This is a genomic window from Streptomyces sp. 5-10 (genome assembly GCF_014712245.1).
Lineage (GTDB): Bacteria > Actinomycetota > Actinomycetes > Streptomycetales > Streptomycetaceae > Streptomyces > Streptomyces violaceusniger.
Genome location: NZ_JACVYG010000018.1, coordinates 107,096 through 133,288, shown reverse-complemented (window position 1 = coordinate 133,288; position 26,193 = coordinate 107,096). Strand labels below are relative to the sequence as shown.

General features: G+C 70.6%; 25 protein-coding genes and 2 pseudogenes. 10 read left to right on the top strand and 17 right to left on the bottom strand.

The annotated features are described in order from the left end of the window. Positions 1-231: 231 nt before the first annotated feature. Positions 232-537, bottom strand: a pseudogene (locus IEJ02_RS21630) (solute carrier family 23 protein); the annotation flags it as partial. Positions 538-585: 48 nt separating this feature from the next. Continuing rightward, positions 586-972 carry a hypothetical protein gene (locus IEJ02_RS21625; RefSeq protein ID WP_191066363.1) on the bottom strand — a complete coding sequence of 129 codons (387 nt, stop codon included), beginning with the start codon at positions 970-972 and terminating at the stop codon, positions 586-588. Between the two features lie 200 nt (positions 973-1,172). Here IEJ02_RS21625 and IEJ02_RS21620 point away from each other — a divergent pair. Further along, a pseudogene (locus IEJ02_RS21620) lies at positions 1,173-2,426 on the top strand (uracil-xanthine permease family protein); the annotation flags it as partial. Here IEJ02_RS21620 and IEJ02_RS21615 read toward each other — a convergent pair. After that, complete coding sequence (locus IEJ02_RS21615) at positions 2,423-3,283, bottom strand: helix-turn-helix transcriptional regulator (RefSeq protein WP_191066362.1); 861 nt, start codon at positions 3,281-3,283, stop codon at positions 2,423-2,425. The pseudogene IEJ02_RS21620 and the gene IEJ02_RS21615 overlap by 4 nt on opposite strands. A gap of 128 nt (positions 3,284-3,411) precedes the next feature. Here IEJ02_RS21615 and IEJ02_RS21610 point away from each other — a divergent pair, with 128 nt between their 5' ends. Further along, entirely contained in the window at positions 3,412-4,296 is an 885-nt protein-coding gene (locus IEJ02_RS21610) for an NAD-dependent epimerase/dehydratase family protein (RefSeq protein ID WP_191066361.1), read from the top strand. Positions 4,297-4,384: 88 nt separating this feature from the next. Beyond that, on the top strand, positions 4,385-5,098 hold the full coding sequence (locus IEJ02_RS21605; protein WP_223864179.1) for a DUF5995 family protein: 714 nt from the start codon (positions 4,385-4,387) through the stop codon (positions 5,096-5,098). Between the two features lie 63 nt (positions 5,099-5,161). On the opposite strand, the gene IEJ02_RS21600 is transcribed toward IEJ02_RS21605, so the two are convergent. From IEJ02_RS21600 to IEJ02_RS21585, 4 genes are all read right to left on the bottom strand, one after another. Beyond that, entirely contained in the window at positions 5,162-6,871 is a 1,710-nt protein-coding gene (locus IEJ02_RS21600) for a flavin monoamine oxidase family protein (protein WP_191066360.1), read from the bottom strand. A gap of 66 nt (positions 6,872-6,937) precedes the next feature. Beyond that, entirely contained in the window at positions 6,938-7,735 is a 798-nt protein-coding gene (locus IEJ02_RS21595; RefSeq protein ID WP_191066359.1) for a carbon-nitrogen hydrolase family protein, read from the bottom strand. A gap of 298 nt (positions 7,736-8,033) precedes the next feature. Then, on the bottom strand, positions 8,034-8,489 hold the full coding sequence (locus IEJ02_RS21590; protein ID WP_137980376.1) for an Lrp/AsnC family transcriptional regulator: 456 nt from the start codon (positions 8,487-8,489) through the stop codon (positions 8,034-8,036). Positions 8,490-8,499: 10 nt separating this feature from the next. Continuing rightward, a complete protein-coding gene (locus IEJ02_RS21585; RefSeq protein WP_191066358.1) occupies positions 8,500-9,972 on the bottom strand; it encodes an amino acid permease in 1,473 nt (490 codons plus the stop codon). A gap of 300 nt (positions 9,973-10,272) precedes the next feature. Between IEJ02_RS21585 and IEJ02_RS21580 the strand changes: the two genes are divergently transcribed. Continuing rightward, positions 10,273-10,479 carry a hypothetical protein gene (locus IEJ02_RS21580; protein ID WP_137980375.1) on the top strand — a complete coding sequence of 69 codons (207 nt, stop codon included), beginning with the start codon at positions 10,273-10,275 and terminating at the stop codon, positions 10,477-10,479. Further along, complete coding sequence (locus tag IEJ02_RS21575; RefSeq protein ID WP_223864178.1) at positions 10,476-11,300, top strand: DUF2637 domain-containing protein; 825 nt, start codon at positions 10,476-10,478, stop codon at positions 11,298-11,300. The genes IEJ02_RS21580 and IEJ02_RS21575 overlap by 4 nt, the downstream gene beginning before the upstream one ends. A gap of 97 nt (positions 11,301-11,397) precedes the next feature. Here the strand turns inward: IEJ02_RS21575 and IEJ02_RS21570 are convergent, their stop codons facing one another. The 3 genes from IEJ02_RS21570 to IEJ02_RS21560 all read right to left on the bottom strand — a co-directional run bounded on the left by IEJ02_RS21570 (position 11,398) and on the right by IEJ02_RS21560 (position 14,195). Further along, on the bottom strand, positions 11,398-12,861 hold the full coding sequence (locus tag IEJ02_RS21570; RefSeq protein ID WP_191066357.1) for a GuaB1 family IMP dehydrogenase-related protein: 1,464 nt from the start codon (positions 12,859-12,861) through the stop codon (positions 11,398-11,400). A 317-nt stretch (positions 12,862-13,178) separates the two neighbouring features. Next, on the bottom strand, positions 13,179-13,568 hold the full coding sequence (locus IEJ02_RS21565) for a DUF2267 domain-containing protein (RefSeq protein WP_191066376.1): 390 nt from the start codon (positions 13,566-13,568) through the stop codon (positions 13,179-13,181). 240 nt (positions 13,569-13,808) lie between these two features. After that, positions 13,809-14,195, bottom strand: coding sequence for an STAS domain-containing protein (locus tag IEJ02_RS21560; protein WP_191066356.1), 387 nt, complete (start codon positions 14,193-14,195; stop codon positions 13,809-13,811). Positions 14,196-14,583: 388 nt separating this feature from the next. On the opposite strand from IEJ02_RS21560, the gene IEJ02_RS21555 reads away from it, so the two are divergent. From IEJ02_RS21555 to IEJ02_RS21545, 3 genes are all read left to right on the top strand, one after another. Beyond that, positions 14,584-15,072, top strand: a complete 489-nt coding sequence (locus tag IEJ02_RS21555) for an Hsp20/alpha crystallin family protein (protein ID WP_191066355.1) — start codon at positions 14,584-14,586, stop codon at positions 15,070-15,072. Between the two features lie 586 nt (positions 15,073-15,658). Further along, positions 15,659-16,777, top strand: a complete 1,119-nt coding sequence (locus tag IEJ02_RS21550; RefSeq protein WP_223864177.1) for an FAD-dependent monooxygenase — start codon at positions 15,659-15,661, stop codon at positions 16,775-16,777. Between the two features lie 10 nt (positions 16,778-16,787). Beyond that, the gene (locus IEJ02_RS21545) at positions 16,788-17,393 is read left to right on the top strand and encodes a TetR/AcrR family transcriptional regulator (protein ID WP_191066353.1); all 606 of its coding nucleotides are present in this window, start codon (positions 16,788-16,790) and stop codon (positions 17,391-17,393) included. A 153-nt stretch (positions 17,394-17,546) separates the two neighbouring features. On the opposite strand, the gene IEJ02_RS21540 is transcribed toward IEJ02_RS21545, so the two are convergent. The 4 genes from IEJ02_RS21540 to IEJ02_RS21525 form a co-directional block, all read right to left on the bottom strand. Next, on the bottom strand, positions 17,547-18,680 hold the full coding sequence (locus IEJ02_RS21540; protein WP_191066352.1) for a Gfo/Idh/MocA family protein: 1,134 nt from the start codon (positions 18,678-18,680) through the stop codon (positions 17,547-17,549). Continuing rightward, a complete protein-coding gene (locus IEJ02_RS21535; protein WP_223864175.1) occupies positions 18,637-18,885 on the bottom strand; it encodes a nuclear transport factor 2 family protein in 249 nt (82 codons plus the stop codon). The genes IEJ02_RS21540 and IEJ02_RS21535 overlap by 44 nt, the downstream gene beginning before the upstream one ends. Positions 18,886-19,087: 202 nt before the next feature. Continuing rightward, a complete protein-coding gene (locus IEJ02_RS21530) occupies positions 19,088-19,693 on the bottom strand; it encodes a TetR/AcrR family transcriptional regulator (RefSeq protein WP_191066351.1) in 606 nt (201 codons plus the stop codon). A 100-nt stretch (positions 19,694-19,793) separates the two neighbouring features. After that, positions 19,794-20,189: a winged helix-turn-helix transcriptional regulator gene (locus IEJ02_RS21525; protein ID WP_191066350.1), complete on the bottom strand. Its 396-nt coding sequence runs from the start codon at positions 20,187-20,189 to the stop codon at positions 19,794-19,796. A gap of 239 nt (positions 20,190-20,428) precedes the next feature. Here IEJ02_RS21525 and IEJ02_RS21520 point away from each other — a divergent pair, with 239 nt between their 5' ends. After that, positions 20,429-21,334, top strand: a complete 906-nt coding sequence (locus IEJ02_RS21520) for an NADP-dependent oxidoreductase (protein WP_191066349.1) — start codon at positions 20,429-20,431, stop codon at positions 21,332-21,334. Between the two features lie 354 nt (positions 21,335-21,688). Here IEJ02_RS21520 and IEJ02_RS21515 read toward each other — a convergent pair whose 3' ends face one another. Beyond that, positions 21,689-22,678, bottom strand: a complete 990-nt coding sequence (locus IEJ02_RS21515) for a sugar-binding transcriptional regulator (protein ID WP_191066348.1) — start codon at positions 22,676-22,678, stop codon at positions 21,689-21,691. A 136-nt stretch (positions 22,679-22,814) separates the two neighbouring features. Further along, positions 22,815-23,489 (bottom strand): ribulose-phosphate 3-epimerase, encoded by a 675-nt coding sequence (rpe, locus tag IEJ02_RS21510; protein WP_137980367.1) that lies wholly within the window; start codon positions 23,487-23,489, stop codon positions 22,815-22,817. A gap of 214 nt (positions 23,490-23,703) precedes the next feature. On the opposite strand from rpe, the gene IEJ02_RS21505 reads away from it, so the two are divergent. Then, the gene (locus tag IEJ02_RS21505; RefSeq protein WP_191066347.1) at positions 23,704-24,636 is read left to right on the top strand and encodes a serine hydrolase; all 933 of its coding nucleotides are present in this window, start codon (positions 23,704-23,706) and stop codon (positions 24,634-24,636) included. Positions 24,637-24,680: 44 nt separating this feature from the next. Here the strand turns inward: IEJ02_RS21505 and IEJ02_RS21500 are convergent, their stop codons facing one another. Next, positions 24,681-26,153: an RsmB/NOP family class I SAM-dependent RNA methyltransferase gene (locus tag IEJ02_RS21500; protein ID WP_191066346.1), complete on the bottom strand. Its 1,473-nt coding sequence runs from the start codon at positions 26,151-26,153 to the stop codon at positions 24,681-24,683. Positions 26,154-26,193 lie beyond the last annotated feature (40 nt).

The window sequence follows — 26,193 nt, the reverse complement described above, 5'->3', positions numbered from 1 at the left end:
GGGTGCTTCCCACGATCACCTGCAGGACAGGGAGTTCTCTCTCAGACATCGTTGTGCCTCTCTTGGACGGTGGTTGTTCAGTCCTGGGAAGACAGCAATTGATCAGCCCGGTGGTGCGCGATCGTGTGCGCGACGGCGTTGACCTGCGGCTTGCTATCAGCGTCGCTATATTATCAGAATATCGATATTCTTGCCCTGTGGGCGTATACGGCCCCACCCGTGCCTACCACCCCCACCCTGGCTCGCGATGACCGCGGACACGCCCACGAAGGACAGCGAGGACCCCAGGTAGCTGGGGATGCGGCCACGGGTCATCAACAGGAACAGCGCCGTCGCCGCCCCCGACGCCATCAATGCCAGGCTCGGGTCCAAGCCCATGAGGACCGGGGCAACAAAACATGCGCCGATCATCGAAACGACGTGCTGGGCACCCAGGCCGATGGTGCGCCCCCAGGACAGACGCTCATCGGGCCTGACAACCTCGCCCGGCCGCAGGTGCTTGCCATCGCCGTGTAGCTTCCACCCGACGCCCGCCATGATCACTCTCCGCCTTCCTGCGGCCCGCGCGCCGCGGAGCCGAAGTGATTAATAGCCGAACACCCTCATCGAGACAAACCGAGCCAGTCGACGCATTGCGAGTGGCGCTCCGCCCGGCACCGGCTCGTCAGGGAGGCAAGTGCATCGGCGCAGAGCACTCAAAGAGTCCAGGACCAGCGGGACGACCCGCGCCCAGCCGCCGACCTTGAACTCCTGGAAGCGATCGAATCCGATCGCCCCGCACTCCGCGCCCTGGAAGACAAACTCACCGACCTGGTCCTGGCCGACCTGGATCAGCCACGACGCCGCCCACCGCCGCAAGCCCCAGTACGAGGCCCAGCAGAAGATCCTGCGGGAAGAGAGCACATTGTTCAGCCAGCGGATCGCCGGAAGACCCGTCCGCATCCTCAAACCCGACACGGCCACGCTCGCCATGGCCCTGGAAGACTACGCGGACACCGAACCAGCCGAACAGAGGCACATCCTCCAAGACCTCATCCGAGAAATCGGGTCAACAGGGCACAGAACCCCCACGCCAAGTGCACCATCCACGCCTTGCCGGAGGCTCCGCTCAGCACACTCAACGGGCAAATTCCCAGGTGAGAGCCGTGACAAGGACCTAGCCATGTACCCTCGGAGCTACATTCGTCGCCCCGGTGCTGATGGGGCTCGACCCCAATCTCGCGATCATGATGTCCGGGGTCGCGACCGTCCTCTTCCTGCTCGCGACCCGCGGCCGGATCCCCAGCTATCTGGGGTGCAGCCTGTCCTTCGTCGGCGTGGCCGCCGCGATCAGGGCGCAGGGCGGCGGCAGCGCGGCCGTCACCGGGGCGATCCTGGTGGTCGGCGGTGTGCTGCTGCTGAGCGGTCTGGCGGTACGGACGTTCGGCGCCCGGATCATCCACGCGGCGATGCCGCCGGTGGTGACCGGCGCGGTGGTCATGCTGATCGGGTTCAACCTGGCACCGGTGACCGCCGGTACGTACTGGCCCGCCGATCAGTGGACCGCGCTGCTGACGATGCTGCTCACCGGGGCGGCGGTGGTCTGTCTGCGGGGCTTCTGGTCGCGTGTCGCGATCTTCCTGGGGCTGGTCTTCGGCTATGCGGTCTCCTGGGTCTTCGACCGCGTCTTCGGCAAGATCCACTCCATCGACGGCAGCGGACGGGTCACCGACCACTGGCGGCTGGATCTCTCCGGGGTGACCAAGGCGGACTGGATCGGCCTGCCGTCCCTGCACGGGCCCACCTTCCACTGGTCGGCGGTGCTGGTGGCGCTGCCGGTGGTGATCGCGCTGATCGCCGAGAACGCCGGGCATGTGAAGGCGGTCGGCGAGATGATCGGCGATCCGCTCGACGACCAGCTGGGCACGGCGATCGCCGCGGACGGCGCGGCGACCATGATCTCCACCTCGGTCGGCGGCCCGGCCAATACGACGTACTCCGAGAACATCGGGGTCATGGCGGCCACCCGGGTGTACTCCACCGCCGCGTACTGGGCCGCCGCGGGCTTCGCGCTGCTCTTCGGGCTGTGCCCGAAGTTCGGCGCGGTGGTGGCGGCGGTACCGGGCGGCGTGCTGGGCGGGATCACCGTCATCCTCTACGGCATGATCGGGCTGCTCGGTGCGCAGATCTGGGTGCACAACAAGGTGGACCTGCGCAATCCGCTCAATCTGGTGCCGGTCGCGGCGGGCGTCATCATCGGCGTCGGCGGCGTCAGCCTGAAGATCGGCCACAACTTCGAGCTGGGCGGGATCGCGCTCGGCACGATCGTGGTGCTGCTCGGCTACCACGTGCTGCGCGCCCTGGCCCCGGCACACCTGAAGCGGCAGGAGCCCCTGCTGGACGCGGGCACCAGCGGATACGACGACAAGCGGCCGACCCAGCTCTAGAGCGCCCACTCCTGCCGCGGGGCGAGGTCCTGGAGGCCCACCACCCGCAGCAGCTCCAGCCGTTCGGCGGACTCGCTGCCGGGGCGGGCGGTGTGGACGATCAGCCGCTGGGCGTGTTCCGAACTCAGCAGAATCTCCGGTTCCAGCTCCAGTTCACCCACCACGGGGTGGATGAACCGCTTGACCGCGCAGTGGCGTAGCGCCACCTCATGGGCCTCCCACAGCGCCGCGAACTCCGCGCTCACCGACCGCAGTTCGGCCACCAGCGCCGCCGGGCCCGGGTCGTCGGGGCGGGCGGCGAGCACGGCCCGGAGATTGGCGACATGGAGCCGGCCGTGCATCTCGAGATCCTCGGCCGGGAAGATCCCGGGAGCGTCGTTCCGCCGGGTGAAGAAGCCCCGGACGATATTGCGCTCGCCGGGCGGCCGCCCCATGATGTCGCCGACCAGCGCCGCCGCCATCGCGTTCTGCGCCAGCACCTCGCCCCAGTCGGTGATCACCTGGGCCGGGGTGTCGTAGAGCCGGTCCAGCACCCTGAGCAGACCGGGCCGCACATGCTCGGAGCTGCTGCGGTCGCGCGGCGGCTCCTCCCCGACCAGGTGGAAGAGGTAGTCGCGCTCGTCGTCGGTGAGCCGCAGCGCCCGGGCCAGCGCGGTCAGCATCTGGCGGGACGGGCGCGGGCCGCGGGCCTGCTCCAGCCGGGTGTAGTAGTCCGCGGACATGCCCGCGAGCTGGGCCACCTCCTCCCGGCGCAGCCCGGGCGTACGGCGGCGGGGGCCGGGCGTCAGCCCCACCTCGGCGGGACCGAGGCGGGCGCGGCAGCGGCGCAGGAAGTCGGCGAGTTCCGTTCGATGCACGCCCCCATCGTCGCCGCGTCCGCGTCCCGTATCCAGGGTCTGCGGATCCCTGGATGAGGAGGTCTCTCCCGGCCCCGCACCGCCCGCCGCAGGCTGAGGCCGAGCGACGAGACGAAAGGCGGATGCTCATGCCCTTGATTCTGGTGACGGGCGCGACCGGTCAGGTGGGACGGCGGTTCACCAAGCGGCTGTTGGAGCGGGCGGCGGCCGGTACCGAGGTACGGGTGCTGGTGCGCGACGAGGAGCGCGGCGCCCCCTTCGCGGCCCAGGGCGCGCGGCTCACGGTCGGCGATCTGCGCGAGGAGAAGGATCTGCGGAGGGCCATGGAGGGGGTGCACGCGGTCGTCAACATCGCGGCGGCCTTCCGCGGGGTGCCGGACGAGGAGGCGTGGGCGGTCAACCGGGACGCGGCGGTCGCGCTCGGGCGGGCCGCGGTCGAGGCCGGGACGAGCCGGTTCCTCCAGGTCAGCACCAATCTGGTGTACGGCGCCTCGCGCGGGCGGCCGCTGACGGAGGACGACGAGAGCAGGCCCGGCGGCCTGCTGTGGGGCGCGTACCCCGCGTCCAAGGCCGAGGCGGAGCGGGAGCTGCTGGCGCTGCACCGCGAGCACGGCCTCGATCTGCGGATCGGCAGCCTGGCCTTCGTCTACGGGGACGGCGATCCGCATCTGGCGAACGTCCTGCCGCACGCGGCGGCATGGGCCGGGAACCAGCGACTCGCCATGGTCCACCACGCGGACGCGACGCAGGCGCTGCTGCGGCTGCTGCGCGCCCCGGGCGGCACGGCAGGCGGCTCGGTGTCGGGCCGCAAGTACAACATCGTGGACGACGCCCCGGCGACCACGGTCGAGCTCTTCCAGATCAACGGGGTGCCGCTGCCCGAGGGCATGACCGAGCGGACCGACGAGGACCCCTGGTTCGGGATCACCTCCAACCTCCGGCTGCGCGACGAGCTGGGCTGGCGGCCGCTGTATCCGTCGATGTGGACGGCGCGCGACGCGGGTGTGCTGTGATACGGCGGTTGACGGGGCGTTAGACCGTCCAGGGGAAGCGGCGGCGTACGGCGGGACCGCATCCCTCCGGCCTGCCACCCTGGCGTCCATGACGATGCCCATGCCCATGCCCACGCCCGCGCGGCTCGCACCGCGCACCGTGAGAAGCGTCGTGGCGCGCATGAGCGCGCTCGGCGCGGCGCTGCCGCCCGGGGACGGGGTGGCGGTCTTCAACGGGGTGTATCTGTCGGTCACCCAGGAGGTGGGCCGACGGCTCGCGGACGGGTACTTCCACGACCCGTCCGCCACCGAGGAGCTGGACGTACGGTTCGCCGAGCGCTATCTGGCGGCGGTCGACGCGGTGGCCACCGGCGGGCGGCCGCCCGACTGCTGGCGGCCGCTGTTCCAGCTGCGGTGCCATCCCGGGGTCCGCCCGGTGCAGTTCGCGCTGGCCGGGATCAACGCCCATATCGGCCATGACCTGGCGCTCGCGCTGCTGGACACCTGCCGGGCCAGGGACCTCGAACCGGAGGCCCTGGAGGGCGACTTCGACCGGATCGGCGCGCTGCTCACGGGGATGGAGGAGCGGATCCGGGAGGAGCTGATGCCCGGCCCCGACCTGCTGGACGTGGCCGATCCGCTCACCCATCTCGTGGGCTCCTGGAGCCTGGAGAAGGCGCGGGACGCCGCATGGGCGGCGTTCCGCGCGCTGTGGGGGCTGCGCGCGGTGCCGGAGCTGGCGGAGGAGTTCGCGGAGCGCGTCGACGCGACCGTGGGCCTGGTCGGACGCTTTCTGCTCACCCCTCTGCCGTCCGCGCGCTGAACGGCCCCCGGACCGCGCGCTGAACGGCCCCGGACCGCGTGCTGAACCGCCCCCCGGACCGGCTCAGTCCTCGGGGAGCTCGACGGGCGCGATCTCGTCGTACAGATCGCCAGGGCCGGGGTTCTTCGGGTCGGTGCGGCCGCCGAACTGGTGCATGACGCCCCACACCGCGTTGAGCGCGGTCTGGACGGCGCCCTCGGCCCAGCCCGCCGTCCAGGAGATGTCGTCGCCCGCGAGGAAGACGCCGCGCTTGTCGGCGGGCAGCCGGTCCTGCATGAAGTGGGTGAACAGCCGGCGCTGGTAACGGTAGTGGCCGGGCAGATTGGCCTTGAACGCGCCCATGAAGTACGGCTCGTTCTCCCAGGAGACGGTGACCGGGCTGCCGATGATGTGCTTGCGGATGTCGACGTTGGGATAGATCTCCGAGAGCGACTTCAGCATGACCTCCATCCGCTCGTTCGCCGACAGCGGCAGCCACTTGAGGCTGTCGTCGCACCAGGTGTAGGAGAGGCAGATGACGGCGGGCCGGTCCGGGCCGTCGTCCAGCAGATAGGTGCCGCGGGTCATCCGGTCGGTGAGCGTCATGCTCATCGTGTCCCGCCCGGTGACCTCGTCCTTGTCCAGCCAGAACGGCCGGTCCACCGGCACGAAGAGCTTGCTGGACTCCATGTAGTGGGTGCGCTCGATCGCCGTCCAGTGGTCGATCGGGAAGAGCGAGTCATCGCAGTCGATCTGGGAGAGCAGCATCCAGGACTGCGCGGTGAAGACCACCGCGCGGTACGAGCGGATGTCACCGCCCGCGTCCGTCACCACGACGCGGTCGCCCGCGGCCCGGTGCAGCCGGGTCACGGCCGGGCGGGGCGTGCCCTCGTGCAGCGAGGCCAGCGAGGTGCCCTGCGGCCAGTGGACGATCTTCTCGGGCTCACGCTCCCACAGCCGCAGGGGAAGCTGCTGGCTGCCGCCGACGATGCCGCGGTGGTGGTCGTCGGCCTCGGTGTAGACGACCCGCAGGATCTCCAGGATGGAGTTGGGGAAGTCGGTGTCCCAGCCGCCGGTGCCGAAGCCGACCTGGCCGAAGATCTCCCGGTGGCGGAAGGAGGTGAAGGCCGAGGAGTCGCAGAGGAAGCCGTAGAAGGTCTGGTTGTCCAGCTTCTCGACCAGCCGGGACCAGATCTCCCGGATCCGGGGCACGTCCCGCTCGCGGATGGCGCGGTTCATGTCGGAGAAGTCCGCGCCCTCCTCCAGGCAGGCGTTCCAGGCGTCGGCCACCTCGCGGTAGACCGGCGGCAGGTCGTCGATGGTGCGGGCGTAGTGGGACTCGCCCTTGAGGTCGACCACGGTCGAGGGGGTCTCGGGGGCCAGCGGGTTGGGGAACGGCCGGGTCTTCAGCCCCACCAGGTCGATGTAGTGCTGGAGGGCGGTGGAGGACGGCGGGAAGCGCATCGCGCCCATCTCGGCGGTCAGCGTGTCGTCACAGCCGTCGAAGCCGACGGTGCGCAGCCGTCCGCCGATCCGGTCGGCCTCGTAGACCACGGGCCGCAGGCCCATCTTCATCAGCTCGTACGCGGCGACGACACCGGAGAGACCGCCGCCGACGACCGCGACCTCGGCGCCGTGCTCGGTCGCCGGTATCTGGCCCAGGCCCGCGGGGTGGGCGAGGTAGTCGTCGTAGGCGTAGGGGAAGTCCGGGCCGAACATGGTGATGGGCGGAAGGGCGTCGAGGGCCTGCGTTTCCTGCTCGTCATGGACGGCGGTGGGCACCGTGGACGTCATGGGGTACGGACTCCTTGCTGCTTGGTGCTCAAAGGGGTGGTTCGGGTGCGGCAGGGGCCGGACGGATCAGCTGAGGGAGGTGTAGAGACCGGGGCGGCGGTCGCGCAGATACGGGTTGATCCGGCGCGAGGTCGTCAGCAGTTTGGGGTCGACGTCGCCGAGGAGGAGTTCCTCACCGCGGCCGGCGCGCAGGCAGGTGGCGCCGTCGGGCCCGGCCAGACAGCTCAGCCCGACGAAGTCGAACTCACCCTCGGGGCCGCTGCGGTTGACGTACGCGATATACATCTGGCTCTCGAAGGCCCGCACCGGAATCAGGGATTCGGCGACGAACTCGAAGGGGTGCATCTGCGCGGTGGGCACCACCAGCAGATCGGTCCCGGCCAGGGCGTGGGCCCGTACGTTCTCGGGGAACTCCACGTCGTAGCAGACCAGGATGCCGACGGTCAGCTCGCCGATGGTGGCCTGGACGACGGGGGTCTCACCGGGAGTGAACGACTCCCGCTCGAAGCAGCCGTAGAGATGGGTCTTGCGGTAGTTGGCCAGCTCGGTGCCGTCCGCGCCCACCAGCCGCGCGGAGTTGTGGACGGCGCCCGCGTGGCGCTCGGGGTAGCCGTAGAGGATGGCGAGGCCGTGCGTCGCGGCGATCTCGGCCACGGCCCGGCCGCTCGGCCCGTCGGCGGGCTCGGCCAGCTCCCGCACGCCGCCGCCGATGGCGTAGCCCGTGAGGAACATCTCCGCAGTGACCAGCAGCCCGGCGCCGTCGGCGGCCGCGCGGGCGGCGGCCTCGTCGAGGACCTTGAGGTTACGGGCGGGGTCGCCGGGGTGACCGGAGTTCTGGAGCAGAGCGGTGCGCAGCGGCGGCATGGGCAGACCTTGGGGCGAGGAGTACGGGCGTAAAAACAGTACGTTGCCTCCGGATCGCCCAACAAGACGACTTCATTGCGTCCGGCGTCGATTCATGACGTATGGGCCCCGGCACACGACGATTCATTGCGCATAGCGCGCCCCAAAGGGGCGCGGGGCTGTGTCGATACGCGGCCCCGCCGCGTGGAGGGCGCCCCGCAGGGGCGCGGGGAACTGCGCGCCCAGCCACAACGAACGCCGCAGCCGAAAAACAACAGCTCATGGCAGACGCCCAAGAACCGCACACCCAGCGAAGCGCCTACGTAGGAGCACCCGAGCTGAACCTCCGCAGCAACGGCGACAGCACAAGCACAGACTTCGTACGCTCCACGAACGGCTCCCCCGCAATCCGCTCCAACACCCTCTCAAAGTGGCGCATATCCGCGGCGAAGACCTGGACGACGGCGTCCGCGTCACCGGTGACGGTGGACGCGGACACCACCTCGGGGTAGCGCGACAGGCCCCGGCGGATGTCCTCCGGCGAGGTGTTGTGGCGGCAGAAGAGCTCGATGAAGCCCTCGGTCTCCCAGCCCATCGCCGCCGGGTCGACCCGCACCGTGAAGCCGGTGATGGCTCCCTCCGCGCGCAGCCGGTCCACCCGCCGTTTGACGGCGGGCGCGGACAGCCCGACGATTTCGCCGATGTCGGCGTAGGAGCGGCGGGCGTCCTCGGCGAGGGCGTGGACGATGCGTTCGTCGAGATCGTTCAGTCGCACTGGGGGGCAATCACTTCTCTGCTGTGGCCAGTCGGGATCGGCGCATGCCGTATCCGAAGTACAGCACAAGGCCGACGGCCATCCATACGCCGAAGACCACCCAGGTCACGAACTGCAGACTGCCCATCATCCACAGACACAGCGCGAAGCCGATCACCGGGAAGAGCGGGGACAGCGGCACCCGGAAGGTCCGGGGCATGTCGGGCCGGGTCCGGCGCAGCACGATCACGGCGATGTTGACCAGCGCGAAGGCGAAGAGCGTGCCGATGCTGGTGGCGTCGGCGAGCTGGCCGAGCGGGATCGCGGCGGCGAGGACGCCGCAGAAGAGCGAGACGATGACGGTGTTGGCGCGGGGTACCCCGGTCCGGGCGTGGACCGTGGAGAAGACCTTGGGCACCAGCCCGTCCCGGGACATCGCGAAGAGGATGCGGGTCTGCCCGTAGAGCACGGTCAGCACCACGGAGGCGATCGCGACGACCGCGCCGGCCGCCAGCAGCACGGCCCAGAAGCTCTGTCCGGTGACATCCTTCATGATCGAGGCGAGCGCGGCCTCGGAGCCGGAGAACTTCTTCCACGGCAGGGCGCCCACCGCCACGGCGGCCACCAGGCAGTACAGCGCGGTGACGATGATCAGCGAGAGCATGATCGCGCGGGGCAGGTCGGCTTGCGGGTTCTTGGCCTCCTCACCGGCCGTGGAGGCGGCGTCGAAGCCGATGTAGGAGAAGAAGAGGGTGGCGCCGGCGGCGCTGACGCCCGCCATGCCCAGCGGCATGAACGGGGTGTAGTTGCCGGCCCGGATGCCGGTGAAGGCGACGGCGCAGAAGAGGATCAGGGCCGCGATCTTCACCCCGACCATGATGGCGTTGGCGCGGGCGCTTTCCTTGGCGCCGCCCAGTAGGAACGCCATGGCCAGCAGCACCACGAGCAGCGCGGGCAGATTGAAGATCCCGCCGTCCCCGGGCGGGGCGGCCAGGGCGTCGGGGATGGTGATCCCGAGGGTGCCGTCGAGGAGTTCGTTGAGGTACTCGCCCCAGCCGACCGCGACGGCCGCCACCGAGACGCCGTACTCCAGGATCAGACACCAGCCGCAGACCCAGGCGATCAGCTCGCCCATCGTGGCGTAGGCGTACGAGTAGGAGGAGCCGGAGACCGGGATGGTGCCCGCCAGCTCGGCGTACGACAGCGCGGAGAACAGCGCGGTGAGCCCGGCTATGACGAACGACACGACGACCGCGGGGCCCGCGTCCGGCACGGCCTCGCCGAGCACCACGAAGATTCCGGTGCCCAGGGTGGCACCGATGCTGATCATGGTGAGCTGCCATACGCCCATCGAGCGCCGGAGGCTTCCCCCCTCGCCCTGGCCGCCCTCTGCGACCAGCCGCTCCACCGGCTTGCGCCGCATCAGCCGGGCGCCCAGACCACCGACCGGAGGGTCTGGTTCCGGTTGCTGGGTGGCGGGCGGTGCTGCGCCGTGCTCCAACACTTGGGTGGCTCCTTAATCGCTGCCATCAGGTGGTGGCGACCGACTGCGGACATACGGGTACCCGGGAGGGAGACCCGCAGGTGGGAATCGCCGAGCAGCCGGTCTCCGCCACTCCACGTCAGCGCAAGACCCTATGAGCCGTCCGCCGACGGCCGTAATGGACCATGGTTGCGCATACGTGTCGCAACGTTGCGCGCGGGGGCGCCCGACGGTGAATCGTTGCGAAACACTGAGCTCGTCAGCGCGCGTTTCACCCGAATGCCGCGATACTGCACCATTTTAGCGGTCGTTGGTGGGGACGTGACCACTGACAGTCTGCAACCACCCGATCACTCCCGCCTCGGTGCCGAACCGGTGTTCCGGCCTCGTGACCAGGGGGGTGACAGCGAGCGCTACCCGCTCGAATACTGCGCGAGAGTGTGGGAGGACTTCATCCGGACGCTGGGCCGGATCGAGGCGGACTTCCTCCAGCGCTCCGGTACCACGGAACCGGGCGTCAAGGCATGACGTACACCGAGCCGAGGCCGGGCGGCTACGGGCCCCCTCCCACCGGCCACCGGCCCGCCCCCGCGCCCCCTCCCGGGGAGCGGTTCGAGGCGGTAGCCGATTATGAGATGCATCCTTTCCCCCTGCCCGACCCGGAGACCATCGAGGGCCGCTGGGACCTGGAGGGGGACCTGGCCCGGCTGCTCCAGACCTCCTCCGCCGAGGAGGCGGTGCACACCACCGGCCCCATCGGACCACCGGTCACCCCCCTGCGCGCCCCCTCCCCCGCGCATGTGCGGGGGCGCGGCAAGCGCCGCCGGGTCCGCTTCCGGCTGCCGACCATGCCGTGGCTGCATGTGATCAGCCTGATCTTCGCGGCGGTCACCACGGTCATCGTCGCCATGCTGAGCGTGCTGGGCGGAATGATCTCCTACCGCCCGCTGCGCTATCTGGCCTCCCCGAGCACCTCGGAGTCCATGGCGGCGTGGTGGCCCCTGCTGGTCTACGGACCCTGGCTGGTCGCCTCGCTGTCGGTGCTGCGGGCCGCCCTGCACCGGCGGGGCGCGGCGCACTCATGGGCCGTGGTGGTGCTCTTCTCCACCATCGCGGTGTTCCTGTGCGTCGCCCACGCCCCGAGGAACGCGCCCAGCATGGCCGTGGCCGGTCTTCCCCCGGTCGCCGCGCTGGTCTCGTTCCACCAGCTGGTGCGGCAGATCACCCTCACCAGCCCGCCACGCCACGCGCTGCCCCGCACCCGGGGCGAGCAGCGTGGAATGNTCACCAGCCCGCCACGCCACGCGCTGCCCCGCACCCGGGGCGAGCAGCGTGGAATGGCGAGATGAGACACCGTCGCACCACGGCGCCACAGCCCCACTCACCCGAGCCGAGTGGGGCTGTGGCGCCGTGTGGGGCCCGGCGCCCGCCGAACCCTTTGAACCATCAGTCCCAGGAGGCGTGGAGGGGTTGGCCCTCGGCGTAGCCCGCGGCGCTCTGGATGCCGACGACGGCCCGCTCGTGGAACTCCTCCAGCGACCCCGCGCCCGCGTAGGTGCAGGAGCTGCGCACACCCGCGACGATCGAGTCGATCAGGTCCTCGACGCCCGGCCGGACCGGGTCCAGGAACATCCGCGAGGTGGAGATGCCCTCCTCGAACAGCCCCTTGCGGGCCCGCTCGTACGCCGACTCCTCGCTGGTGCGGTTGCGCACCGCGCGCGCCGACGCCATGCCGAAGCTCTCCTTGTACGGGCGGCCGTCGGCGGTGTGCTGGAGGTCGCCGGGCGACTCGTACGTGCCCGCGAACCAGGAGCCGATCATGACGTTGGACGCCCCGGCGGCCAGCGCCATGGCGACGTCGCGGGGGTGCCGGACACCGCCGTCCGCCCAGATGTGCTTGCCGAACTTCCGCGCCTCGGCGGCGCATTCCATCACCGCGGAGAACTGCGGCCGGCCGACACCGGTCATCATGCGGGTGGTGCACATGGCGCCCGGCCCGACGCCGACCTTGACGATGTCGGCCCCGGCCTCGATGAGATCGCGCACCCCCTCGGCGGCGACCACGTTGCCCGCCACCACCGGCACCCGCGGGGACAGCCCCCGGACCGCCTTCAGCGCGCTGATCATCGACTCCTGGTGGCCGTGGGCGGTGTCCACGACGAGGGTGTCCACCCCGGCGTCGAGGAGCGCCTTCGTACGGCCCTCCACATCGCCGTTGACCCCCACGGCGGCCGCGATCCGCAGCCGGCCCGCGGCGTCCACCGCGGGCGTGTAGAGCGTCGCGCGCAGCGCTCCCTTGCGGCTCAGGATGCCCGCCAGCTTCCCGTCCGCGTCCACGGCGGGCGCCAGCTTGCGGTGGGCGGCGTCGAGGCGGCTGAACGCCTCCTGGGGGTCGATGTCGGCGTCGAGCACCATCAGCTCCCGCGACATCACCTCGGACAGCTGGGTGAAGCGGTCCACGCCGGTCAGGTCGGACTCGGTCACCACGCCCACCGGGCGCCCGTCCTCGACCACCACACCCGCGCCGTGTGCCCGCTTGGGCAGCAGCGACAGCGCGTCGGCGACGGTGCCGGTCGGGGCGAGGACGATCGGGGTGTCCAGCACCAGATGGCGGCTCTTGACCCAGCGGACCACGTCGGTGACGACGTCGATCGGGATGTCCTGCGGGATGACGACGAGGCCACCGCGCCGGGCGACCGTCTCGGCCATGCGGCGGCCGGCGATCGCGGTCATGTTGGCGACGACGAGCGGGATGGTGGTGCCGGTGCCATCGGGGGACGACAGGTCCACCCCCTGGCGGGAGCCGACCGCGGAACGGCTCGGCACCATGAACACATCGTCGTACGTCAGGTCGTAGGGAGCCGGAGATGACTTTACAAAGCGTCCGGTACCGGGCTCAAGGAAATGCATACTTCCACATTTTCACACGAAGGAACGCAGGTCACTCCCATGAAGATCCAGCAAACGACCCTGGTGATCATGGAATCCTCCAAGGAGGTACGGAAGCTCCGGTGAACGGGCAGTGACCTGCCTTACACGAAACGCTACCCGAGCGTTTATACGGTCTACGAGCCAAGGCTTACTCCGTCGAGTGAAGACGAATATGCCGGTCTGAGCTCAGGTCCGAACCGTCTCGTCACCGGGCCTTGGCCGTCCGCGGTGCCGTCGTCGCGTTCGCCGTTCCGGCTGCCGCGCCGGTGCGCGGCCACGGGGCGCAGCCATGCGGATCAGCCGGGCAGCGGCCGGCCGAACAGCAGGTCGTAGCCCGAGGGAAGCTGCAGCAGGATCCGGTTCAGCAGGTCTTCGCCGGCGAGGTCGGCCACGACGCTGAGCACGGCGCTGACATCCCATGTCGCGGTCTGCTCGCTGGCTCCCTCGATCCATGCCGCTGTCGCACGGATGAACCGCTCGGGCGAGAGCGGTTCATGCGCCTGGAGCGGGTTGAGCAGTACCAGCGCGAACGTCTCCGGGAGCCGGGCGGCCAGCTCGGCTCGCACATCGCCCACCAGGTGAGCTCCCAGCAGAGCGAGGACGACGCGCGACGACCGCTCGGCCTCCTGCGGTGAAGGGTATTCGCCCCGCTCCTGGACCGCCGTCAGGAACGCCTCCCACTGCATGCGCACGATTGTCCTCCCGATATGCGGGGTCCGGTGCTATCGCCGGCTCGCCCGGCGTGACCGCAGGACAACGGGCCCAGGAGGCCCGTTGTCTTCCGGCCCTTTTACCTTATCGTCGGGAGTGACGGCGATCAGTGGCCGACGTCGTCCGACGCATGCGGGGAAAGGGCATCGGAAACCACACTCAGTGCCGGAACGAGTGCGACACCCTCCTTGGCTCCCTTTCGGCCATGCGGCCGCTCACTGCGTTCCTTCGCGCAGTGCGGTGGGGTACAGGCCGCTTTCGCCGTTGGCGATGGCCTGGGGGACGCTGTCGAAGACCGGAATCATCCGGGCTAGTTGCGTGAGTCTCAGCAGTCGCCGGACCTTTCCCTCCGGGCACACCAGACGAAGTTCACCGTGGCGCCTCCGGGCTTCCCGGTTCGCGGCTACGAGCGCGCTCAGACCACTGGCGTCACAGAGGCGCAGCTGGGAGAAGTCGACAATGACTCTGGCCGGATTGCGCGTGGCAATGAGCTGATCGAGCTGGTGGCGCAGCTGGTCCCGCGTCTCGGGGTCGAGCTGCCCGGCCACCTGGATGACCGGCCACGCGGCCTGGCCATGAAAAGAAACCTTCAGCGCGTTCATCGATGTCACTCCCGACTCCGACAGGATGCCGGAGCAGCTCTGAACTCCTGCGCTTGCCGGGATTCCGATGTTGCACGGCTCCGCCTCGCCAAGGCGTAGCCGTTGCTTGTCCCCTGATCTTCATCCCCGCTTTCACCACCCCCCATACGCCCGCATATACCAAATTTCGAGCATTTCGACAAGCCTGTTCTGATCCTCCCCGCGAGAAATCTCTGAGGTGGCGCCTCGCGGAACAGAACGTGCGATGGACGTTGTGACGGCCGGAGGCGAGGTGACCGACGGGGACGGGGAGGCACGGCCACGCCCTGACCGGAGACGGTCGCACAGGGTCATTATTTTTGGGCGCGAAATAGAATAGAAGAAGAGCGAAGGACGGAGGTGAACGAAGATGACGCTTCCTGTGCGACGCGTCAGCCGGGCACCGCTGGCGGAACGCCGTCACCCGGGCTGGACCACGGGCCCTCTCGCCGAGTTCGACGACCTGTTCAGCCGCATGGGCAGCCTGCTGGAGTCCACGGTGGGTTCCCTGGCGCCGATGACCGAGGGGACGACGTGGTCGCCGTCGGCCGATGTCTCCGAGACCGATGACGCTTACCAGATCGAAGCCGACCTCCCCGGCGTCAAGCGCGAGGATGTCGACATCGAGATGGCGGGGCAGGAACTGGTCATCAGCGGCGAGCTCAAGGAACGCGAACGCGCCGGCGTCCTGCGGCGCGGCACCCGCCGTACCGGCCGTTTCGAGTACCGGGCTCTTCTCCCGGGTGAGATCGACGCCGACGGCGTCCGCGCGGCTCTGCACGACGGCGTGCTGAGCGTGGAGATCCCCAAGGTGGCGGCGGCCAAGCCCCGGCACATCGAGATCACCACAGGTGACTGACCCCTTCCCGCCACCGGGAGGCACCTGGAGCGACCCCGTCCTGGCCGGGCGCGCCGCCATCACCCACAGCCGCGACGCCCGCCCCGGCTGAACACCCGAACCGCTCTCCACCGCGGCGGCCGCGAGCCTGGCCGGGCTTCCGCCCGGCTGCCGCCTACCCCTTCGCCCCCTGGAAACCCTCGTCGGCCCGTGGCCCCGGCAGCACCGCCCGTACGGTGGTCGCCCTGCCGTGCCCACCCGGCAGAATCACCAAACGGCTCCGCGGTCTTGCGGGGGCGCCCACTTTGCACCCGTTTCGCATCCACAGGGTCGATGCCCGACGTCGACGACCCGCGCTCCGTCGCCGCGGCATCCGATCGTGGTGGCCCTTGTTGCAAGCCGGCTTCCTCTTCGGCCGCCCACCCAGGCCCGCGGGGATCGGCCTCGCCCCTGTCGTGGAGTTGGCCGGGGGCCGCCGGCCCGCGGGGCGTGTCAGCACGCGGGCACAACGATCGGGTCACATCCTGCTCGGAGACCGTTCGCCCGGTGTTAAAGCAACTTATTGTTGCTATAGCGGGGGCGTCGGTACGGGGGCTCGAGGGGAGACATGATGAAGATCCTGGTCAGTGGTGCAGGAGCGGCCGGGCTGTGTGCGGGCATCGATCTGGCGCGTGCCGGGCACGAGGTCGAGGTCGTCGAGCGGTCGGACCACCTGCGCGTCAACGGCTCGCCCATAGACGTGCGCGGCGACGCGCTCGAGACGGCCGAGCAGATGGGCATCCTGGATGCGGTGCGCGAGCGGCGGATCACGATGACCGAGCAGACGAAGTTCGTCGACCGCTCCGGCGCGACGGTCGCCTCCCTGGTGATGCAGGAGATCAACGAGACTCCTGATGACATCGAGCTCCCCCGCGAGGACCTCATGATCATCCTGCGGCAGGCCCTGCCCGAGCAGGTCGACCTGCGCTTCGAGGAGTCCATCGCGACGCTGGTCGACGATGGGGATCGGGTCGCGGTCACCTTCGCCTCCGGCCGCGAGGCCGCCTACGACATCGTCGTAGGCGCCGACGGGGTGCACTCGGCGGTGCGCCGGCTGGTCTTCGGCCCCGAGAAGGAGTTCACCGAGCCCCTCGGGGTGTACGTCGCGATCGGGGACGCGCCCGGCCAGGCGAAGCCCGGCGACACCCGCGTGACGGAGATCCTCAACCTGCCGGGGCGCTTCGCGGGTGTGGCCCGCTACCGCGACAAGGCACTGGCAATCTTCGAGTTCCGGTCCGGCCCGATCGACTACGACTACCACGACCTGGCCGCCCAGAAGCGCATCCTGGCCGAGGCCTTCGCCGGGATCGAGGACTGGAAGGTCCCCGAGCTGATCGAGACCGCCCAGCGCGATCCCGAGCTCTACTTCGACGCGATCGCCCAGATCCACATGCCGACCTGGCACCGGGGACGGGTCGTGCTGATCGGGGACGCCGCGCACTGCGCGACTTCGATGGCCGGGCGCGGCACCTCGCTGGCCCTGCTCGGGGCGTGGACGCTCGCCGAGGAGCTCGGTCGTCACGGCGACGACATCGAGGCGGCCTTCAGCGCCTACGAGCACCGCCAGCGCCCCCACGCGGCGGCGGCCCAGGAATTCGCGCGCGGCGGGGCCGACCTCGTGGTCCCCGCCACCTGGGAGGCCATTGAGGCACGCAACACACGGCTGCGCGCGGCGCAGCCGCTGTAGGCTGCCAGCCGTGGCCGAGGACAGACACACGCGAGAACCGGCCCGCCGCCCGGGCGGGCGCACCGCCCGGGTGCGGCGCCGGATTCTCCAGGCCGCTGCCGAGCTGATCGCCCGGGACGGGATCGGCGGGCTGCGCTACGACCAGGTCGCCGAGCTCGCCGAGGTCAACAAGACCAGCGTCTACCGCAACTGGCCCGACCGCAACGCGCTGGTCGCCGACGCGCTCGCTGCCTTCGGTGCCGACGCCGCGCCCCTGCACGATTCAGGCGACATCGACGCCGACCTCGCCGACTTCCTCGAAGTCCTCGCCGCCGCCACCGCAAGCCCGCAAGGCCGGGCGCTGCTGAACGTGGTGGCCTCGGCTCGAGAGAACCCCGAGCTGCGGGCCGTCGTCGACGAGGTCTTCGAACGGCGCCTGAGCACGCTCGACCATCGTCTGAAGATGGCGATCGAGCGTGGGGAGCTGCCCCCGGTCGAGAGCTCCTTCCTCGCCGGGATGCTCGCCGGACCCGTCCAGATGTTCGTCACCCGCGGGGCCCGCGCGTTCACCCGCGCCGACGCCGTCCGAGTGACCGGCGTAGTGCTCGCCGGCATCCGCGCCACGCACAGCGCCTGACGCCGGGCGCCCCTCCGCGCCCACCTGGTCCACGTCCCGGCCCGGATCGCCCGCTCCGCACGGCGCATCACCGCACGCCCCTGACCACCTTCGCCCGCGAGGGCCCGACCGGAGCCGCATACGTGGAAGAGCCGGACAGACCAGCGGATACCGCTAAGGGTGGAGGGCTTTTCGTTGCCCTGTGGCGGCGGACCGTACGATCGCGTCAAGGAGTCGGTGGCGCTTGAGCGCGTGAGTGAAGTCCGGGGCGACAGCCGTTCTGTGGATGAGGTCGTCCCGAATCGCGGCGTAGGCGTGCGCCAACGTGTGGGTCACGGTTCCGGCCAGGCCGGGATAGTCGTCGTAGCCGCTGGGCAGCGTGACCTTCGTAGGCCGACCGCCGCTGCGTGTGGCACACACCGTGACCGGACCGATGTGCGGGAACTCGGCGGCGGTGATCTCGAGTCTCCCCTCCGTGCCGTCGATGATCAGAGAGAACCCTGCACCCGATGCCGCGCCTCCACGGTGGTGGACGGACAGGATCGCCCCGCCCGCCACGGTGCCCGAGATCGCGATCTGGTCCTCGGCGGTCATCGGAACGACCTGCCCGGTGCGCCCGAGGGGAACCTGGCGGCGCCGGGTCGCGGTCGTGGCAACCACTTCCTGAAGCTCGCCGACGACCATCGACACCAGGTCGATCGCGTGTCCGAACGCGATGGTCAGCATCGTGGCCCCGAGCTTGCGGTCGAGCGTGTAGACCATGTTCGGAGACACCGGAGTGCCCCATTCGGTCGAAGACGCCACGACGGTGGCGGAGAGCACGTCCCGCACGAATCCTTCGGACACGAGGTCGGCCAGCCAGCGGAAGGTAGGCGAGGAGCGTCCCTGAAGGCCGACGAAGGTGCGCGTCGTCCCGGCGGCATGCTCCATCTCCTCGGCCTCGCGCAGGTCGACGGCGAGCGGCCACTCGGAGAGCACCGGCACGCCCGCCTTCAGCACGGGCAACACGAGTTCGCGATGCTGAGGCACTTTGACGGCGACGACGACGAGGTCGACGTTCTCGTCGCCGGCGAGCTGCTCGACCGACGTGTACGCGGGTACGCCATACGCCGCTCCCGCGGCCTGGGCCGAGGCTTCGGAGCTCGCCGCCAGCGCGCGAAGCTCGATCCCGTCGACGGCGCTCAGCGCGGGCAGGTGAGCCCCGGCCGCCCAGCCTCCCGTGGCGCTCAGGCCGACGATGCCGACGCCGATCGGCTTACGGGGGTCAGGCACCGAGCTGCCACCGACGGGCGGCCAGGCGATCACCATCGACCGCGATCTCCCGGGGCTCCCAGTGGAAGTCCGGGACCGCGTCGATGTCGCCGTTCAGCACGGCGATGACCTGGTTCCGAGTGCCCGGCTCGCCGTTCAGGGTGGTCTCGTCGTTGATGAACTCGTCCATGCGGTCGATCTCGTGGGCGTTGAGCGCCCCGATGTAGCGCACGTAGAACTCGCGCAGGTCGGTGTCGGACATGATCCCCTTCTTCGGCCCCCGGAGCGGAGGTCGTGCGCGGTGTTTCGCGACGGCCCTTGACGGTTTCGTCGCGGTGATCGTCGGCAGGGGGAGGAACCACCGCTCGAAACTTCTGTCCCGAACGGTACCGAAGTTTTGCCGCATCGTCACGGCCCTCATGCGAGGAGAATGTCTCACCGGGGCGAGCGAAGGGGTACAGCCGCTATGCGGGCCAGCCGAGCAACGCCGTGTCGACGATCTCATCGAGCTCAGCGGGACCGAGGCCGTTGGCGGCCTGCACCGCGATGCCGAAACCCATCGTCATGACGAACCGGGCAAGACGCCGAGGGTCGGCGTCGCGCGGAAGATCACCCTCGTTGACGGCACGCCGGAAGCGCTCCTCAAGGCGGACCCCCGCGTCGTTGCGCCAGTCGACAAGCAGGTCGTGGACGGCCCGGCCCTCGTCGCTCGACGCCAGCGCACCCTGCACGGCCAGGCACCCGGAGGGGCCGCCGGGAGGGGTCGTGGTGCGGACCGCTCCGCGGAGGAACGCCAAGGCCACAGCCCGTGCGGTGGGCTCCTCCAGGGCGCGCGTGGCGTAGGCGGCCGGCCCCGCGCCGTAGCGCTGGAGGGCCTTGCGGAACAACTGCTCCTTGTTGCCGAAGGCCGCATACATGCTCGTCTTGGTGATGCCCATGGCGCCGGTCAGTTCGGCGAGGCTCGCACCTTCGTAACCTCGCGCCCAGAACACCCGCATCGCGCGTTCCAGCGCCTGGTCGATGTCGAATCCTCGAGGCCGACCCATGACGGCCCTACGGGAGTCACCCATGCCACAAGGGTACCCCTCGGTACAGATCTACGCTGACCAGCAGTTTCGTCTTACCGCCCGGTCAGGCACGCACTGCGGCGGGCGCCAACGCAGGTTCGGGTCAATCGATGGAGGAGCTGCCGCCCTCGCCGCCCCCGCCGCCCTCGCGGGCGTCGAGCAGCTCGTCCCAGTGCTCGGTCGCCCATCGGCACGCGGCGGCCAGCGGCTCCAGCGCGCTGCGGCCCAGCGGTGTCAGCGCGTACTCCACCCGCAGTTTCGGGTCGGCGTACACCGTGCGTGACACGAACCCGTCGCGCTCCAAGCCGCGGAGCGACTGGGTGAGCGACTTCGGGGTGACGCGGCCCAGTGGCACGCGGAGTTCGGAGTATCTGCGCGGGCCGTCGTCCAGGCAGCGGAGGACCATGGGTGCCCATTTGTCACCGAAGCGGAAAGGCAGCAGCGGGGACGGGCACAGCTCGTCGAACAAGTCGGGTGGCAGCGGTGGCCGTTGCGTCATCGAGGTCTCCCGTCTCCGGTCTAGGTATCCAGCTGGTGACCGACTCTCTGGATATCTTCCGGAGCATCGACTCAACGGAAGGTATTCCGACGGTAGGCAAGTTCGTGGTTTTCGGGGCGGGTGACCGCCCGCCTACTCGGCAACCTCACCGATCCGCACCTCACATCAGCGTCAGGTTGTGAGTAACGGGCGTCGAACGAACACCACCATTTCGACCTACAAAGGTAAGGCAGGACACTATGCGTGCAGCCCGCTTCCATGAATACGGCGGAGCGGAGAGCCTGGTGATCGAGCAGGCCCCCGACCCCCACCCCGGGCCTGGTGAGATCCGTGTCCGCGTCGCGGCGGCCAGCGTCAATCCCATCGACTGGAAGCTGCGCGTCGGCGCCCTGCACCAGCTGATCCCCCTGGAGCTGCCCGCCATTCCCGGGCGCGACGCCGTCGGCGTGGTCGACGAAATCGGTGACGGAGTGCAGGGGGTGAGCATCGGCGACCGCGTCTTCGGGCTGGGCGGCGTCACTGGCGCAACCGCAGAGCTGGTCATCCTCTCGGCCTGGGCCCACGCCCCCGACACGTGGAACGATGAGCAGGCCGCTGGCGCCGGTCTCGCGTCCGTGACCGCGATGCGTGGCCTGAACGCGCTCGACTCCCTCGCGGGGCGCACCCTTCTCGTCGAGGGCGCCGCCGGGGGCGTGGGCAGCGCGGCAGTCGAGATCGCTGTGGCACAAGGTGCCACCGTGATCGGGACAGCCAGCGAACGCAACCACGAGTTCCTCGCCTCTCTCGGCGCCGTTCCCACCACCTACGGCCCCGGCCTCGCGCGGCGCCTCTCCGCTCTCGCTCCGCACGGCGTCGACATCGCGCTCGACACCGCGGCCTCCGGATCCCTGGACGACCTCGTCGCGATCACGGGCGACCCGACGCGCGTCGCGACGGTCGCCGACCACGCAGGCGGGCAGCGCCTGGGCACGCATGTGGTCAACGCGGAGAACGACTCCACCCTCTTGTCCGCGGCCGCGGAACTGGGCCGGCAAGGCCGCTACACGCCCCGCATTGAACAGACCTACCCCCTGGAGCAGGTCGCCGACGCCCATGCGCACGCCGAGCGCGGACGCACACGCGGAAAGATCGTGATCTGCATCTGAAGCGGGGGCATGGCACAGATGGGCCGGCCCGCCAAGCGATGATCTTGGTGGGCTGGCGCTGACCGCTCAGCGGTCAGGACGTTCGACGAGCCCACGCCCCCGCTCGGCCATTGAGGCCGCCGGGCGGCGGCACGTCGGGGGTCTCACTCTGCCGTGGTCGCGTCGTTCAGCTTGGCCACCCTGGTGATGATGGCGTCGGCGACGCTCTCCGCGGGCGCCGAGGCCGACGTGGACCTCTCGACCGCGGCGCTCGGTTCGGCTCTGACCAGGGCCGATGCGGCCGCCCCGGGCCGGAGTGGGCCCGGGGCGCGCCGCGGGGGCTCAACGAGGACTTCCCCGAGCCGGGGAGGAGGCTTACGGCCCGTCCGGGTCGGCGCGGTCGAGGGCGGGGTGGGCGGCGGGGGTGGTCTCGGCCAGCAGGTAGTCCGCGGCGGCGGTGTCCGTCACCAGGCTGGTGACCAGGCCGGACCGCAGCACCGCCCCGATCGCCTCGGCCTTACGGCGGCCACCGGCGATGGCCACCACCTCGGGGATCCGGCGCAGCCGGTCGGCCTCCACGGTGATACAGCGCTCGCCCAGGTCGCGGCCGATGCGGCGGCCCTCGGCGTCGAAGAGGTGGGCCGACATCTCGGCGGCGGCGCCCAGGCTCTCGTAGTGGGCCCGCTCCTCCTCCGTCAGCATGTCGTAGACCGTGGAGATCCCGGCCTCCCAGGAGCCGATGGAGACGCAGGCCACGGTGACCTTGTCGAAGTACTCAAAGGCGCGGGCGATACCGGTCTGGCCGCGCAGGGCGTCCGCGGTGGCCGTGTCCGGCAGCAGCATCGGCGCGTAGATGGGATGCGCCTCACCGCCGGAGACGGCGGCGGCGCGGCGCACCGCCTCGACCGAGCCGCGCTCGGCCGTGCCCGCGTCGTACACGCCCGTGAGCTGGACGACGGTGCACGGGGGCAGCCGGTGCAGCGCGGCCGCCATGTGGATCGTGGACCGTCCCCAGGCCAGCCCCAGCACATCCCCCTCGGTCACCAGCTCGCCCAGCAGGTCCGCGGCGACCTCGCCGAGGTTCTCCGGGTCCGGGGTGTCCGCCTCGGCGTCGGCCGGGGACTCCACGACGACCGCGTGGCGCAGCCCGTAGCGGGCGCGCAGCGCGTCGGAGCGCTCCGCGTCGAGCTCGGCGGGAACCCGGATCTCGATGCGCACCAGATCGCGCTCGAGCGCCGTCTCCAGCACCCGCGCGACCTTGAAGCGGCTGACGCCGAACTCCTCGGCGATCTGGATCTTGGACTTGCCCTCGAGGTAGAAGCGGCGCGCCATGGCGGCCGCCTGCACCAGTTCGGCGGGTCCCATCCGCGTGGCTGAACGGCCCGTCGACACCGCGGTCTCCTCACTATTCACTGTCCGGACTCACCGTTCATCCTGTCAGAAACGGCGGAGTTGGTTTGGCCTTCACCCTTTGAGTTCACCGACCGGTAGCTGCGTCGCCTCATGAACCGGGGGTGCCGGTCGCCTTTTCGGCGAGGTGGCGCAGCTCCCGTACGGCCTTGGCCGGGTCGTCGGCGCCGTAGACCGCCGAGCCGGCGACGAACACATCGGCGCCCGCCTCGGCGCACCGCTCGATGGTCTCGGCCGAGACCCCGCCGTCCACCTGCAACCACATCTGAAGGCCGTGCTTGTCGATGAGCTGCCGGGTGCGGCGGATCTTCGGCAGCATGATGTCGAGGAACGCCTGCCCGCCGAAGCCGGGCTCCACGGTCATCACCAGCAGCATGTCCAGCTCGGGCAGCAGATCCTCGTACGGCTCGATGGGCGTGGCGGGCTTGAGCGCCATCGAGGCCCGCGCGCCCTTGGCCCGGATCTCGCGCGCCAGCCGCACCGGTGCGGCCGCGGCCTCCACGTGGAAGGTGACGGAGCCGGCGCCCGCCTCGATGTACTGCGGCGCCCAGCGGTCCGGGTCCTCGATCATGAGATGGCAGTCCAGCGGGGTCTCCGTGGCCTTGCCCAGCGATTCGACCACCGGCACGCCGAGGGTGAGGTTGGGGACGAAGTGGTTGTCCATGACGTCGACGTGGAGCCAGTCGGCGCCTTCGACCGCTTTCGCCTCATCCGCCAGGCGGGAGAAGTCTGCGGACAGGATGCTGGGATTGATCTGCGGGGCCATGGCTCCAAGCCTCCCACGATCGGCACCGGTCCATGGAGCCGGGATCTGATCATCGGTCCCGCTCGGATCGACGGACGCCGAGGGAGACGAGATCATGAAGATGGTCGAGCAACCCCTGGCCGTCGCGCATAGGTCATGTGAGTCGAGAGCGCAGAAGTGGCTCTTGCGACGTAAGTGGCTCGTGTGACAAGGCAAGGGAAACAGGCAACCCACCATGACCAGCGATCGAATACCCCGGCTCCCCCGCACCGCGGTGTGCGCGGCGCTGACAGCGGCCGTCGTCGCGGCGCCGGTCGCCGTGACCTGGCCCGCCTCCGCGGCGGCCACGGCACCGCGGCCGGTCTGCGTCTCCCACCAGTCCGGGCTGGCCGGGAGGATCTCCAAGGACATCGTCGGCGCGCTGCGCGGCCGGTCCGGCACCGTCGCGATCAGCCTCCGCGACCACGCCACCCACACCCGCTGCACCCTGCGCGCGAACCAGAGGTTCGACTCCGCGAGCGTGGTGAAGGTGACGGTCCTGGGGACGCTGCTGTGGGACGCGCAGCGGCACCACCGGGGGCTGACCAAGCGCGAGAAGACCCTCGCCAAGGCCATGATCACCAAGTCGGACAACGCCTCGACCAGCAAGCTGTGGAAGCAGCTCAAGCCCTCCGGAGTCACGGCGTTCCTGCGGGCCGCCGGAATGGACGCCACCGTGCCCGGCAAGGACGGCTACTGGGGTCTCACCCAGATCACCGCGAACGACCAGGAGCGGCTCCTGGATCTGATCACCCATGCGAACACGGTGCTCACCGACGCCTCCCGCACCTACGTCCTCTCGCTGATGGGCAAGGTCATCCCGGAACAGCGCTGGGGCACCCCGGCCGGCGCCCCGGGCGGTACGAGGATCCATGTGAAGAACGGCTGGCTGGAGCGGTCCACCCACGGCTGGCGGGTGCACAGCGTCGGCGCCTTCACCGGCGGCGGCCACGACTACACGCTCACCGTGCTCACCCAGGGCAATCGCACCATGGAGGCGGGCGTGGCCACCATCGAGGCGGTGGCGCGCGCGGTGCACAGGGACCTCAACCCGACCGCCCGGGCCGATACGCTCTACGCCCCGACCGACCGGCCCGAGGAGGCGCTTCCGGCGGTTCCGAAGGACTGACCCGCCGGCCCGGGAACATGCCGGGCAGCGGGCAGTGGGCGCGGTCAGCCGGTGCGGCGCAGCAGGGCCAGATACATGGCGTCCGTGCCGTGCCGGTGCGGCCACAGCTGGACGTCCGGGCCGTCGCCCAGCTCGGGCACCCCGGGCAGCAGCGGCCGGGCGTCGATCCACTCCGCGGAGACGGCCGCGCCGCCCCGCCCCTTGAGGACGTCCTCGACCACGGCCCGGGTCTCGGCCGGATGCGGGGAGCAGGTGGCGTAGCCGACCACCCCGCCGATCCGCGCCGCGGCCAGGGCCTCCCGCAGCAGCCCGCGCTGGAGCGGTGCGAAGCCCTCGAGGTCCTCGGGGCGGCGCCGCCAGCGCGCCTCGGGGCGGCGCCGCAGGGCGCCCAGGCCGGTGCAGGGGACGTCCACCAGCACCCGGTCGAAGGACTCCGGGCGCCACGGCGGCCGGGTGCCGTCCGCGGCGATCACCTGGTACGGCCCGGGGTTGCCCGCCAGGGCCCTGGCCACCAGCCGGGCCCGGTGCGGCTGCTTCTCGGCGGCCAGCAACGAGGCGCCGCGCTCCGCGGCGAGCGCGCCGAGCAGCGCGGCCTTGCCGCCGGGGCCCGCGCAGCCGTCCAGCCAGCGCCGGTCGTCCCCCTCCAGCGGGGCGTTCGCCAGCGCGAGGGCCACCAGCTGGCTGCCCTCGTCCTGCACTCCGGCCCGCCCGTCGCGCACCGCCTCCAGCGCACCGGGCTCGCCGCCCTCGGTGAGCCGCACCGCGTACGGCGACCAGCGGCCCGGCACCGCGGCCTGCCCGCCGACCGCCTCCAGCAGCTCCGCGGGCGTGGACCGGCCGGGCCGGGCGACGAGGGTGACCTCGGGCCGTTCGTTGTCGGCGGCCAGCAGCTCCTCCACACCGGCGCTGCCGCCGCCGAGCGCGTCCCACAGGGCGGAGACGACCCAGCGCGGATGCGAGTGGCGGACGCCCAGATGCTCCTCGGGGTCCTCGTCGTAGGGCGGGGCGACCCGCTCCAGCCAGCCGTCGAGGTCATGGGTGGCGATCTTGCGCAGCACGGCGTTGACGAACTTGGCCCGGCCGTCGCCGAGCACCACCCGGGCCAGCTCGACGCTCGCCGAGACGGCGGCGTGGGTGGGGATGCGGGTTCCGAGCAACTGGTGGGCGCCGAGGCTCAGTACGTCGAGCACGGGCGGATCCACCTCGCGCAGCGGGCGGTCCACGCATTCGGCGATGATCGCGTCGTAGGTGCCCTGGTGGCGCAGGGTGCCGTAGACCAGCTCGGTGGCGAGCGCAGCGTCCCGGGAGTCGAACCGCGGCCCGCTGCCGGCCTCCGCGCTCTCCCGCGCCTTGCGCAGCAGGGGCGGGAGAACGAGGTTGGCGTACGCGTCCCGCTCGTCGACCGCCCGCAGCGCCTCGAAGGCGAGGATCCGCACGGGGTCCTTCTGCGGGCGGCGGTAGGGCTTGCCAGGCCGGTTCGGGGCGTGGGGACGGCGACGACGGGGCTGGTCGGTCACGGGAAATGTGCTCCGGGGGACGGATCGGGCTGAAGGGACC